Source organism: Streptomyces sp. JW3, assembly GCF_052216785.1.
GTDB lineage: Bacteria > Actinomycetota > Actinomycetes > Streptomycetales > Streptomycetaceae > Streptomyces.
In genome coordinates, this window is the sequence record NZ_JBQOUX010000016.1 from 58,633 (window position 1) to 71,162 (window position 12,530).

Annotated in this window: 10 protein-coding genes; 1 reads left to right on the plus strand and 9 read right to left on the minus strand. The window is 72.2% G+C overall.

Going from position 1 to position 12,530, the window contains the following annotated elements; genetic code table 11:
• Window positions 1-10: 10 nt before the first annotated feature.
• From ACTT8P_RS09755 to ACTT8P_RS09785, 7 genes are all read right to left on the minus strand, one after another.
• Window positions 11-586, minus strand: coding sequence for a GNAT family N-acetyltransferase (locus ACTT8P_RS09755; protein ID WP_442831148.1), 576 nt, complete (start codon window positions 584-586; stop codon window positions 11-13).
• Window positions 564-2,792 carry an MMPL family transporter gene (locus ACTT8P_RS09760; RefSeq protein ID WP_442831149.1) on the minus strand — a complete coding sequence of 743 codons (2,229 nt, stop codon included), beginning with the start codon at window positions 2,790-2,792 and terminating at the stop codon, window positions 564-566. The genes ACTT8P_RS09755 and ACTT8P_RS09760 overlap by 23 nt, the downstream gene beginning before the upstream one ends.
• Before the next feature lie 162 nt (window positions 2,793-2,954).
• Window positions 2,955-4,469: an Asp-tRNA(Asn)/Glu-tRNA(Gln) amidotransferase subunit GatB gene (gene gatB, locus ACTT8P_RS09765; RefSeq protein ID WP_442831150.1), complete on the minus strand. Its 1,515-nt coding sequence runs from the start codon at window positions 4,467-4,469 to the stop codon at window positions 2,955-2,957.
• A gap of 15 nt (window positions 4,470-4,484) precedes the next feature.
• Window positions 4,485-4,724 carry a hypothetical protein gene (locus tag ACTT8P_RS09770; protein WP_356298039.1) on the minus strand — a complete coding sequence of 80 codons (240 nt, stop codon included), beginning with the start codon at window positions 4,722-4,724 and terminating at the stop codon, window positions 4,485-4,487.
• The gene (gene gatA, locus ACTT8P_RS09775) at window positions 4,721-6,220 is read right to left on the minus strand and encodes an Asp-tRNA(Asn)/Glu-tRNA(Gln) amidotransferase subunit GatA (protein WP_442831151.1); all 1,500 of its coding nucleotides are present in this window, start codon (window positions 6,218-6,220) and stop codon (window positions 4,721-4,723) included. Before gatA ends, ACTT8P_RS09770 begins: the two co-directional genes overlap by 4 nt.
• A 6-nt stretch (window positions 6,221-6,226) precedes the next feature.
• Window positions 6,227-6,523, minus strand: coding sequence for an Asp-tRNA(Asn)/Glu-tRNA(Gln) amidotransferase subunit GatC (gene gatC, locus ACTT8P_RS09780; protein WP_003973500.1), 297 nt, complete (start codon window positions 6,521-6,523; stop codon window positions 6,227-6,229).
• A gap of 205 nt (window positions 6,524-6,728) precedes the next feature.
• A complete protein-coding gene (locus ACTT8P_RS09785) occupies window positions 6,729-7,097 on the minus strand; it encodes a DUF4267 domain-containing protein (RefSeq protein ID WP_442831152.1) in 369 nt (122 codons plus the stop codon).
• 87 nt (window positions 7,098-7,184) lie between these two features.
• Between ACTT8P_RS09785 and ACTT8P_RS09790 the strand changes: the two genes are divergently transcribed.
• Complete coding sequence (locus ACTT8P_RS09790) at window positions 7,185-7,754, plus strand: WHG domain-containing protein (protein ID WP_442831153.1); 570 nt, start codon at window positions 7,185-7,187, stop codon at window positions 7,752-7,754.
• A gap of 88 nt (window positions 7,755-7,842) precedes the next feature.
• On the opposite strand, the gene ACTT8P_RS09795 is transcribed toward ACTT8P_RS09790, so the two are convergent.
• Window positions 7,843-10,065, minus strand: a complete 2,223-nt coding sequence (locus ACTT8P_RS09795) for a putative bifunctional diguanylate cyclase/phosphodiesterase (protein ID WP_442831154.1) — start codon at window positions 10,063-10,065, stop codon at window positions 7,843-7,845.
• A gap of 258 nt (window positions 10,066-10,323) precedes the next feature.
• Window positions 10,324-12,519, minus strand: a complete 2,196-nt coding sequence (ligA, locus tag ACTT8P_RS09800; RefSeq protein ID WP_442831155.1) for an NAD-dependent DNA ligase LigA — start codon at window positions 12,517-12,519, stop codon at window positions 10,324-10,326.
• Window positions 12,520-12,530: the final 11 nt, after the last annotated feature.

Genomic DNA, 12,530 nt, shown 5'->3' on the forward strand with positions numbered 1-12,530 from the left:
GAGAGGTCCCTTAATGATCGTTGTGAGAGGTACGCGCGCGTGCCGCACGCCATTCCGGCGCGAGTACGGCCCATATCTCCATGTCCTGGCGCACCCCACGGTACGGGTGGTGCTCCCGGAGCACGCCCTCGCGGGTCATGCCGAGCCGCCGCGCGGCGTTCACACTGGGCAGGTTCGCGGACGAGGCGTGCCACTCCACCCGGTGCATCCCGCGCTCGTCGACCGCCCAGTCGATCAGCACCCGGGCGCCGCGGGTGACGAGTCCCTTGCCGGTACCGGCCGGTTCCAGCCAGCAGCCGATCTCGCACAGGCCGGCCGCGGCGTCGAAGACCCGGAACAGGAGTCCGCCGACCAGCTTGCCGTCCAGCCACAGCCCGTGCAGGAAGCCGCTGTCGGCGGCGCGCTTGTCGGCGTACGAGGTGAGCAGCGCCCGCGCGGAGGCCAGGTCGGTGGCCTGGGTGCCGAACGGGATGTGCCGGGTGATGAACTCCCGTCCCCGGTCCAGGTGGGCCAGGAACTCCTCGGCGTGCCAGGGCTCCAGGGGACGCAGTTCGGCTCCGTCGTCACCCAGCGGTATCGCGTACATCCCGGTCCTGCTCCTTACGCAGTTGGCTCACTACATCGGTGAGCCTCTCATGCGCGGCACGGCACTCGGGCGGCTCGATGCTGATCCGGGGCAGCCGGGCCGCCAGCCACCCGGGCAGCCACCAGTTGGCGCGGCCCAGCAGGTGCATCAGCGCGGGCACCAGCAGGGTGCGCAGTACGAAGGCGTCCAGCGCGACGGCGGCGGCCAGCGCGATGCCGAACATGGCGATGACCCGGTCGCCGGCGAGGACGAAGGCGAGGAAGACGGCGATCATGATGACCGCCGCGGAGTTGATCACCCGGCTGGTCTCGGCGAGGCCGACCCGGACCGCGCGCCGGTTGTCGCCGGTCTCCAGCCACTCCTCGTACATCCGGCTGACCAGGAAGACCTGGTAGTCCATGGAGAGTCCGAAGAGCACCGAGACCATGATCACGGGCAGGAACGGTTCGATCGGGCCCGCGCGGCCCAGGCCCAGCGCCTCGCTCCCCCAGCCCCACTGGAAGACGGCGCCGACGACGCCGAACGATCCGGCGACGGCGGCGATGTTCATCGCGGCGGCCTTCAGCGGGATGCCGGCCGACCGGAAGGCCAGCAGGAGCAGCAGACAGCCGAGGCCCACCACGACGCCGACGAAGAGCGGCAGTTTGCCGACGATGACGTCGGCGAAGTCGTCGTACCCGGCCGTCGTCCCGCCGACCCGCACATCCAGCGCGGTGCCCCGCTCGGCGCGCGGCAGCACCTCGGTGCGCAGCCGGTCCACCAGGTCACTGGTCCGCCGCGACTGCGGGGCCGTGTCGGGTACGACGGTCAGATACGCGGTGTCGCCGCCGGAGTCGAAGGTCACCGGCGTCACCGAGGCGACGCCCTCGGTGCCGCGCAGGGTGGCGTCGAGGTTGTCCAGGGCCAGCCGGTCCTCGGCACCGCCGACCTCGGTGACCAGGGTGAGCGGCCCGTTGACGCCGGGTCCGAAGCCCGCGGCCAGCAGGTCGTAGGCGGCCCGGGTGGTGCTGCCCTTCGGGTCGTTGCCCTGGTCCGAGGTGCCCAGCCGCAGGCCGAGGGTGGGCAGCGCGAGGACGGTGACGACGAGCAGGGCGGCGGCGCCGAGGGCCTTGGGGTGGCGTTCCACGAAGGCGGACCAGCGGGCGGCGAGTCCGGTCGGCAGCACCGGCTCGGGGCCGTGCTCGGCGAGCCGGCGGCGCTCGCGGCGGCTGAGCGCGCGGGGGCCGATGAAGCAGAGCAGGGCGGGCAGCAGGGTGACGGCGGCGGCGACGGTGAGGACGACGGTCAGCGCGGCGGCCACCGCCACGCCGCCCAGGAAGCTCAGCCGCAGCACCAGCATGCCGAGCAGGGCGATGCAGACGGTGGCGCCCGCGAAGACGACCGCGCGGCCGGTGGTGCGTACCGCGTGCACGGCGGCCTCGGCGGGGCCGAGGCCGCGTTTGAGGCCGCGCCGGTGCCGGGTGACCAGGAACAGCGCGTAGTCGATGCCGACGCCGAGCCCGATCAGCATGCCGAGCATCGGCGCGAAGTCGGCGACGGTCATGACGTGGCCGAGCAGGGTGATGCCGGCGTAGGCGGTGCCGACGGAGACCAGCGCGGTGCCGATCGGCAGCAGGGCCGCGGCGAGCGAGCCGAAGGCGAGGAACAGGACGACGGCGGCGACGGCCACCCCGACGGCCTCGGCCAGGTGTCCGCCGGGCGCCTCGGTCACCGCGACCGCGCTGCCGCCCAGTTCGACCTGGAGTCCGTCGGTCGCGGCGGCCCGGGCGGTGGCGGCGACGGCCCGCGCGTCGGCCTCGGCGATGTCCCCGGCCGGTGCCTCGAAGGCGACGGTGGCGTAGGCGGTGTGCGAGTCCGGGCTGATCCGGTCGGTCTCGGGATCGTCGTAGGGGCCGGTCACGGCGGCCACGCCGGGCAGCGCGGCGATGGTGTGCAGCGTCTCGGTCATGGTCTGTTCGACGGCGGCGGCCCGCACCGAGCCGGAGGCGGTGTGCCAGACCACGGTGTCGCTGTCGCCGCCGAGGCCGGGAAATCCGGCGGCGAGGAGTTTCGAGGCGCGGCTCGACTCGGTGCCGGGCACCTCGTAGTCGTTGGAGTACGAGCTGCCGGTGACGACCGCGGCGGCGGCGACGCCGGCCAGGGCGAGCAGCCAGAGCAGGACGGTGACGAGGCGGCGCCGGACGCACCAGCGGGCAAGAGCTGCCACGGACGTACTCCCGGAATGTCTGATTATGGATCTTTGACACACTCTTGCAGGGAGACGTGACTCTTTGTGGGATTCGTGGGTTTGTTCACAACAGTTGACAGAAAGAACAGAAAGAGGGGCACGCCGTGACCGGCGTGCCCCTCTTCATGAGGAGTGCGTGGCTCAGCCCTCCTCGACCCCCAGCTTCTGGAGGATGAGCTCCTTGACGCGGGCGGCGTCCGCCTGGCCGCGGGTCGCCTTCATGACGGCGCCGACCAGCGCGCCGGCCGCGGCCACCTTGCCGGACTGGATCTTGGCGACGATGCCCGCGTTGCCGGCGATCACCTCGTCCACGGCGGCCGACAGCGCGCCCTCGTCCGAGACGACCTTCAGACCGCGCTTCTCGACCACCTCGTCCGGCGTGCCCTCACCGGCCAGCACGCCCTCGATGACCTGGCGGGCCAGCTTGTCGTTCAGGTCGCCCTTGGCGACCAGCTCCGCCACCCGGGCCACCTGCTCGGGCGTGATCGGCAGTTCGTCCAGCGGCTTCTGCGACTCGTTGGCGCTGCGGGCCAGCTCGCCCATCCACCACTTGCGGGCGGACGCCGCGTCGGCCCCGGCGTCGATGGTGGCGACGATCGGCTCCAGCGCGCCGGCGTTGAGGATCGACTGCATGTCGGTGCCGGAGATCCCCCACTCCTCGCGCAGCCGGTTGCGGCGCACCAGCGGCAGTTCGGGCAGCTGGGCGCGGATCTCCTCGACCCACTCGCGGGCGGGCGCCACCGGCACCAGGTCGGGCTCCGGGAAGTACCGGTAGTCCTCGGCCTCCTCCTTCACCCGGCCCGAGGTCGTCGACCCGGTGTCCTCGTGGAAGTGGCGGGTCTCCTGGATGATCGTGCCGCCACCGCTCAGCACCGCCGCGTGCCGCTGGATCTCGAAGCGGGCCGCGCGCTCCACGGACCGCAGCGAGTTGACGTTCTTCGTCTCGGACCGGGTGCCGAACTTCTCCCGGCCGTGCGGGCGCAGCGACAGGTTCACGTCGCAGCGCATCTGGCCCATCTCCATCCGGGCTTCCGACACGCCGAGCGCCTTGATGACCTCGCGCAGCTCACGGACGTACGCCCGCGCCACCTCCGGCGCGCGCTCGCCGGCGCCCTCGATCGGCTTGGTGACGATCTCGATCAGCGGGATGCCGGCCCGGTTGTAGTCGAGCAGCGAGTGCGAGGCGCCGTGGATACGGCCGGTCGCGCCACCGACGTGCAGCGACTTGCCGGTGTCCTCCTCCATGTGGGCGCGCTCGATCTGCACCCGGAAGGTCTCGCCGTCCTCCAGCTGTACGTCGAGGTAGCCGTCGAAGGCGATCGGCTCGTCGTACTGGGAGGTCTGGAAGTTCTTCGGCATGTCCGGATAGAAGTAGTTCTTCCGGGCGAAGCGGCACCATTCGGCGATCTCGCAGTTGAGCGCGAGGCCGATCCTGATGGCGGACTCGACGCCGGTCGCGTTGACGGCCGGCAGGGCGCCGGGCATGCCGAGGCAGACCGGGCAGGTCTGGCTGTTCGGGTCGGCGCCGAGCTCGGTCGAACAGCCGCAGAACATCTTGGTCCTGGTGCCGAGTTCGACATGGACCTCGAGGCCCATGACGGGGTCGTACGACGCGAGTGCGTCCTCGTACGACACCAGGTCGGTCGTGGTGGTCACGGTGCTACTTCCCTCTCAGCCCAGCAGGACGTCGTCGTCGCCCAGCCGCTTGAGCTCGCGGTAGAGGATGGCGAGGCCGGTGACGATGGCGGCGGCGGACACGGCGGCGTCGACCAGCCGGAGCGTGTCGCTCTCGGTCCGGGCGAGCTTCGCCTGCTTGGCGACGCTGAGCGCGCCGAACGCGGTGGTGGCCATGGACAGGTACAGGCCGTTCTTGGACTTCTTGAAGCCCTTGGCCTTCGACAGCTTGCTCACAGCGACGGTGCCTCCTCGATCAGCGGGTGGCCCCACTTTTCCACGAAGGCGGCCTCGACGGCGGCGCCGACCTTGTACAGCCGGTCGTCCTTCATGGCGGGGGCGATGATCTGAAGCCCCACCGGCAGGTTGTCCTCGGGGGCGAGGCCGCAGGGCAGCGACATGGCCGCGTTGCCCGCCAGGTTGGTGGGGATGGTGCACAGGTCGGCGAGGTACATCGCCATCGGGTCGTCGGCGCGCTCGCCGATCGCGAAGGCGGTGGTCGGGGTCGTCGGCGAGACGATCACGTCGACCTGCTCGAACGCCTTCTCGAAGTCGCGGGTGATGAGCGTCCGGACCTTCTGCGCGGAGCCGTAGTACGCGTCGTAGTACCCGCTGGACAGTGCGTACGTGCCGAGCATGATGCGGCGCTTGACCTCGGGGCCGAAGCCGGCCTCGCGGGTCAGCGAGGTGACTTCCTCGGCGGAGTGCGTGCCGTCGTCGCCGACCCGGGCGCCGTAGCGCAGGCCGTCGAAGCGGGCCAGGTTGGAGGAGCACTCCGAGGGCGCGATCAGGTAGTACGCGGAGAGCGCGAGGTCGAAGGACGGGCAGTCCAGCTCGACGATCTCGGCGCCCAGCTTCTTCAGCAGCTCGACCGACTCGTCGAACCGCTGGATGACGCCGGCCTGGTAGCCCTCGCCGCGGAACTGCTTGACGACGCCGACCCGCATGCCCTCGACGCCGCCGTTGCGGGCCGCCTCGACGACCGCGGGGACCGGGGCGTCGATGGAGGTGGAGTCCATCGGGTCGTGGCCGGCGATCACCTCGTGCAGCAGCGCCGCGTCCAGGACCGTACGGGCGCAGGGGCCGCCCTGGTCGAGGCTGCTGCTGAAGGCCACCATGCCGTAGCGGGAGACGCCGCCGTAGGTCGGCTTGACGCCGACCGTGCCGGTGACGGCCGCGGGCTGGCGGATGGAGCCGCCGGTGTCGGTGCCGATGGCCAGCGGCGCCTGGAAGGCGGCGAGCGCGGCGGAGGAACCGCCGCCGGAACCGCCGGGGATCCTGGTGAGGTCCCAGGGGTTGCCGGTCGGCCCGTACGCGCTGTTCTCGGTGGAGGACCCCATGGCGAACTCGTCCATGTTGGTCTTGCCGAGGATGACGACGTCGGCGGCCTTCAGCTTCCTGGTGACCGTGGCGTCGTACGGCGGGATCCAGCCTTCGAGGATCTTGGAGCCGACGGTGGTCGGCACGCCCTCGGTGGTGAAGATGTCCTTGAGCGCGAGCGGAACGCCGGCCAGCGGGCCGAGCCGCTCGCCGCGCTCGCGCTTGGCGTCCACGGCACGGGCCTGGGCGAGCGCGCCCTCGCGGTCGACGTGCAGGAAGGCGTGCACCTTCTCGTCGACGGCCTCGATCCGGGCCAGGTGCGCCTCGGTGACCTCTACGGCGGTCAGCTCGCCGGAGGCGATCTTCGCGGCGATCTCGGCCGCGGTGAGCTTGATGATGGGGCTGTCCGTCATGGCGGGTTACTCCTCCCCCAGGATCTGCGGCACCTTGAAACGCTGCTGCTCCTGGGCCGGGGCGCCGGAGAGCGCCTGCTCGGGCGTGAGCGACGGACGGACCTCGTCCGGCCGCATGACGTTGGTCAGCGGGAGCGGGTGCGAGGTCGGCGGTACGTCTTGGTCGGCGACCTCGCTGACGCGGGCGACCGCGCCGATGATGTCGTCCAGCTGTCCCGCGAAGTGCTCGAGCTCTTCGGGCTTCAGCTCCAGACGCGCCAGCCGGGCGAGGTGGGCGACCTCCTCGCGCGTGATGCCAGGCATGCAGCGTTCCTCTGGGGTGAGAGTGGGTGTTCCGGTATGTCGCCCAATCCTATGGGGCGGCGCCCTTCGGCCGTTAAACGGTTGTCCGGTGGCGGCTGCACGGCGGGCCGGGCGGCGGTTTCCCCGCCTTCCGGTCAGCGGTTTCGCGGCTTGCCGGCCGGCGGTTCCGCCGCCTTGACCGCTCGGCGGTTTCGCCGCCTCGCGGTCAGACCGCGAACAGCAGGCCCGCGCTGATCAGGACGACGATCGCGGTGGCGAAGTGGATGCCGAAGGCGACCGCCCGCGTACCGCCGTGGCGCAGCACTATCAGGGTGTCGCCGAGCGGCGCGATCGCCACGACCAGCATGAACCAGGCCTCCGCGCGGGCCCCGGCGAAGGCCAGCAGGGCCAGGCCCAGCACGCCGTAGCTGAGGTCCCTGACCCCCTTGACGGACAGGTAGGCGGCGTCGCCGTCGGGCTTGGCGGGCACGCCGTAGCCGGCCGCGGCGGGGTGCGGCCGGAGCAGGAAGCGCGCTCCGATGAACAGGATGAAGAGGTCGAGGACGACGGCCAGGACGTACGCGGTCACGGTCATGCCAGAACTCCTTGCTAGCGCTGCTAGATCTTAGAGCGAAGCTAGCAGAGCATCGACAGGATGGCTAGCGCTGCTAGAATCGCGGTCATGTCGATCCAGACGCGCCGGGAGCGCGAACGAGCGGAGCGGGAGCGGCTGATCGTCGCCGCCGCGCGGGAACTGGCCGAGGCCGAGGGCTGGGACGCGGTGACCACCCGGCGGCTGGCGGCCGAGATCGAGTACAGCCAGCCGGTCCTCTACAGCCACTTCAAGGGCAAGGGCGCGATCATGGCGGCGGTCGCGGTGGAGGGGTGCGCGGAGCTGGCCGGGGAGTTGCGCGCGGCCCGCACCGGGGCACCGCCGGGCCGCGCGGCCCTCACCGCGGTGGGTGAGACGTACACGGCGTTCGCGCGGCGCCGGCCCGCGCTGTACGACGCGATGTTCACACTCGCCGTGGACCTGCCGTTCGCCACGCCCGAGGCACCGGCCGCGCTGTGGGCGGCGTTCGAGGAACTGTCCGCGGCGGTGACGCCGATCGCGGCCGAGGGCGACGACCCGGCGCTGCTCACCGAGACGTACTGGGCCGGCCTGCACGGCCTGGTGACACTGATGCGGAGCGGCCGGCTGCCGGAAGCGGATCACGACCGCCGGCTGGCGCTGCTGTGCGCACGCTTCTAGACGAGATGCGCCTCATCGCCGGGTGCGGGGGCCATGTGGCTGGTCGCGCGGTCCCGCGCGCCCCTGCAGGGCGCCCGCACCGGCCGCTCTACTCCTCCACCACCGCCGGCAGCGCGGCAGCGGGCCGCTGCCAGCCGCGCGACCCCCGCGCCCGCAGCCAGGCCGTCATCTCGTCCGGCGGCATCGCCGCCGCCACCAGCCAGCCCTGTACCGCGTCGCAGCCGAGGTCGCGCAGCCGCTCCCAGGTCTCGTCGTCCTCCACGCCCTCGGCGACGACCAGCAGGCCGAGGGAGTGCGCCAGGTCGACCGTGCACCGCACGATCTCCGCGTCCTCGTTGTCGATGGCCAGCCGGGCCACGAAGGAGCGGTCGATCTTCAGCTCGCTGACCGGCAGTCTGCGCAGATGGACGAGGGAGGAGTAGCCGGTGCCGAAGTCGTCCAGGGACATCTTCACGCCGTGCCCGGTCAGCCCGGCGAGGGTGTCGGCGGCGCGCTGCGGGTCCTCCAGGAGGACGTGTTCCGTGATCTCCAGCTGGAGCGCGCCCGCCGGGACGCCGTGCCGGGCGAGCCGGGCGGCGACCAGGCCGGCGAAGCCGGGGGTGTGCACGTCGCGCGGCGAGACGTTGACCGCGACCGGCACGAACAGGCCCTGCGCCCGCCACCGGGCGACCTGCGCGAGCGCGGTGTCCAGCACGTACTCGGTGAGGTGCGGCATCAGCCCGGAGGACTCGGCGATCGCTATGAACTCGTCCGGCGGCACCTTGCCGCGCTCCGGGTGCACCCACCGCACCAGTGCCTCCAGGCCCGCGACCTGTCCGTCGAAGCGGACCTTGGGCTGGTAGTGCAGTTGCACCTCGCGGGCGTCCAGGGCGCGGCGCAGGTCGCCGAGCAGACCGAGGCGGTCCGGGGTGTTGGAGTCCCGCTTGGACTCGTACGCCTCGACGCCGGTGCGGTCCCGCTTCGCCTGGTACATCGCCACGTCGGCCCGGCGCAGCAGCCCTTCGGCGTCCACGGCGTGGTCGGGGAAGACGGCGACCCCGGCGCTGGCCTCCAGGACGAGGGTGAGTCCGTCCAGGTCGAGCGGGGAGCTGAGGGCGCCGACCAGGCCGCGGGCGACCTGGGTGGCGGACGTGGTGGAGTCGGCGACGGGCAGCAGGACGGCGAACTCGTCGCCGCCGAGCCGCGCGGCCTCCGCCCCGCGCGGCAGCGCCAGCCGCAGCCGGTCGGCGATCTGGAGCAGCAGCCGGTCGCCGGCCAGGTGCCCCAGGGTGTCGTTGACGGACCGGAAACGGTCCAGGTCGATCAGCATCAGGGCGGTACGCACGCCGATCCGCTCGGCGTCGTCCAGCGCGGTCCAGATCCGCTCCTGGAGCCACTGCCGGTTGGGCAGGCCGGTCAGCGGGTCGCGGAGCTGTTCCTCGGCGCGGGCGCGGGCGATCCACAGGGTGGAGTCGAGGGCGATCAGCGGGATCGCGAACAGCGGCAGCAGCACCGGCTGGGCGAAGGCGACCACGCAGATCAGCGGCGCGATGCCGAGCAGGGCGATGGCGACCAGGCCCTGTCTGGCCAGCGCGGTGCGGGCGATGGTGGGCAGGCCGGGGCGCGGAGTGTGCAGGTACCACAGCAGGGTGCGGGTGACGGCGAGGTAGGCGACGGCGACCAGCACCACCTTGGGCGCGGCGGCGACCGTCCAGCCGCCCGGGTCCCAGGGGTCCTCCACGGAGGGCGCGGCGCCGCAGGCGCCCAGCAGGGCGGCGCCGGCCGCGATGCCGAGGATGTCGACCGCGCCGTGCAGCACGCCCTGGCGCCAGCGGCCGCGGCGGGCGACGCCGACCAGGACGACGACGGTGAGGCTGACCATGCCGGCCGGGACCCAGCCGTAGAGCAGCAGGACGGCGAGGGTGAGGGCGGCGCCGGAGCCGGTGCCGCCCCACCAGCGGGCCCGGCCGAGCAGCACGAGGTGACCGACGACGATGCCGGTCAGCAGGGCCAGCGACCAGCCGGCCGCGCCGGACGGGAAGAGCGCGTGCCCGTCGGTGAAGGCCCGGTAGAACCCGGCGCCGAGCACGAACCCGGCCGCCGCCACCACCGCCGCGGGCAACGCGGGCCAGGACAGGTGCCGTTCGGCGTCGGGGTCCGGCAGGCCGGAAGCGCGCTCGGGGCCGCGGCCGGCCGGCGCGGCCCGGACGGCGTGTCCCTGGCCACCGCCTTCCGGCGCGGGCCGCTCGGCCCGCCGGCCGGTCCGCGCCGCGTCCAACAGGCGGCGCGGGCGCAGCCGTGAGCCCGGGGCGGCGCTCTCGGTCGGTTCCATTCCCGTCCCTCTCACAGCCGGCGGTGCCCACGCCACGCGGCCCGATGCCCGGGGGCCGTCGACGGGCCGCGTGGGAAAGTCCGTTTCCCGGCTCCTTCGGAGCACGGGGATGCCCCGGCCGCGGTTGGGCACGGCAGGCGCACATCTCAACAGTAGGCCGCAGAAGGCTTCCACGGGCACCGGTCGGCGACGGTTGCCCGATTGCGCCCTGGCCACCCTTATGCATCTGATATGCACCGAACGGGTGGCCTTCAACCGCTATTCCTCAGCCGAAAGCGCGACATCCGTTGCGGCTTCGGGCCCTTGTTCGAGCAGGACGTCGAAGCCGTCCTCGTCGAGCACCGGGACCTTCGCCTGCACCGCCTTGTCGTACTTGGAGCCGGGGTTGTCGCCGACGACGACGAACGAGGTCTTCTTCGACACCGAGCCGGTCACCTTGGCGCCCCGGCTCTGGAGCGCCTCCTTGGCGCCGTCCCGGGTGTAGCGCTCCAGGGTGCCGGTGACGACGACGGTGAGTCCTTCGAGCGGGCGCGGGCCCTCGTCCTCGCCGGTGGACTGCTCCTCCAGGGGGACGCCGGCCGCCTTCCACTTGCGGACGATCTCGCGGTGCCACTCCTCGGCGAACCACTCCTTGAGCGAGGCGGCGATGATCGGCCCGACCCCGTCGGTGCCCGCCAGCTCCTCCTCGGTGGCCTGGTCGATGCGGTCCACGGAGCGGAACTGGCGGGCGAGTTCCTGCGCGGCGACCGGTCCGACGTGCCGGATGGAGAGCCCGTTGAGGAACCGGGCCAGCGGCCGGGTCCTGGCCTCCTCGATGTTCTTCAGCAGCGCGAGGGTGTTCTTCTTCGGCTCGCCCTTCTGGTTGGCGAAGACCGTGACGACCTTCTCCTCGCCGGTCTTGGGATCGCGCTTGGGCAGCCCGCTGTCCGGGTCCAGGACGTACGCCTTGATGGGCAGCAACTGCTCCACGGTCAGGTCGAACAGGTCGCCCTCGTCGACCAGCGGCGGGTCGGCCGGCTCCAGCGGGCGGGTCAGCGCGGCCGCGGCGACGCCCCCGAAGTGCTCGATGTCCAGGCACTGCCGGCCGGCCAGGTAGGCGACGCGCTCCCGCAACTGGGCGGGACAGGTCCGCGCGTTGGGGCAGCGCAGGTCGATGTCGCCCTCCTTCATGGCCTTCAGCGGCGTCCCGCACTCGGGGCACTCGGCCGGCATCACGAACTCCCGCTCGCTGCCGTCCCGCAGGTCGGCGACCGGCCCGAGGATCTCCGGGATCACGTCACCGGCCTTGCGCAGCACCACGGTGTCGCCGATGAGCACGCCCTTGGCCTTGACCACCTCCTGGTTGTGCAGGGTGGCGAACTCGACCTCGCTGCCGGCCACGGTGACCGGCTCGACCTGCGCGTAGGGCGTGACCCGGCCGGTGCGGCCGACGCCCACCTTGATGTCGACCAGCTTGGTGTTGACCTCTTCGGGCGCGTACTTGTAGGCGATGGCCCAGCGCGGTGCCCGCGCGGTGGAGCCGAGCCGGCCCTGGAGCCGGATCTCGTCCAGCTTGACCACGACACCGTCGATCTCGTGCACCACCGAGTGCCGGTTCTCGCCGTAGTACGCGATGAACTCGTGCACCTCGGCGAGGGTGTCGACGGCCCGGTTGTACGGGGAGGTGGGCAGCCCCCACTCCTTGAGCAGCCCGTACGCCTCGGAGAGCCGGGTCGGACCCGGGTAGCCCTCCAGGACGCCGATGCCGTGCACCACCATGTGCAGCGGGCGGGTGGCGGTGACCCGGGGGTCCTTCTGGCGCAGCGAACCGGCCGCCGCGTTGCGCGGGTTGGCGAAGGGCTTGTCGCCGGCCTCGACCAGCCGGCGGTTGAGCTCCTCGAACTTCTCCATCGGGAAGTAGACCTCACCGCGGATCTCCACGAGGCCGGGCACCCGCTCGCCGTGCAGCCGCTCGGGGATGTCGGCGATGGTGCGCACGTTGGGCGTGATGTCCTCGCCGGTGCGGCCGTCGCCGCGGGTGGCGGCGCGGACCAGCCGGCCGTGCTCGTAGGTGAGATTGACGGCGAGTCCGTCGACCTTCAGCTCGCACAGGAAGTGGAACTTCTGCTCGCCCAGCTCCTTGTGCAGCCGCTCGGCCCAGGCGGTCAGCTCCTCCTCGTTGAACGTGTTGTCCAGAGAGAGCATCCGGGAGCGGTGCTCGACGGCGGTGAACTCCGTCTCGTAGGACCCGGCGACCTTCTGGGTCGGGGACTCGGGGGTGCGCAGCGGCGGGTACTCCGCCTCCAGCGCCTCCAGCTCGCGCAGCAGCCGGTCGAACTCCGCGTCGGTGACGACGGGGGCGTCCTTCACGTAGTACCGGAAGCGGTGCTCCTCGATCCGCTCGGCGAGCTGGGCGTGCTGCTCCCGCGCCTCGGCGGGCACGCTCGTGGTCTCCGCTTGCTTGTCGCCGGCCACCGTGTATGTCC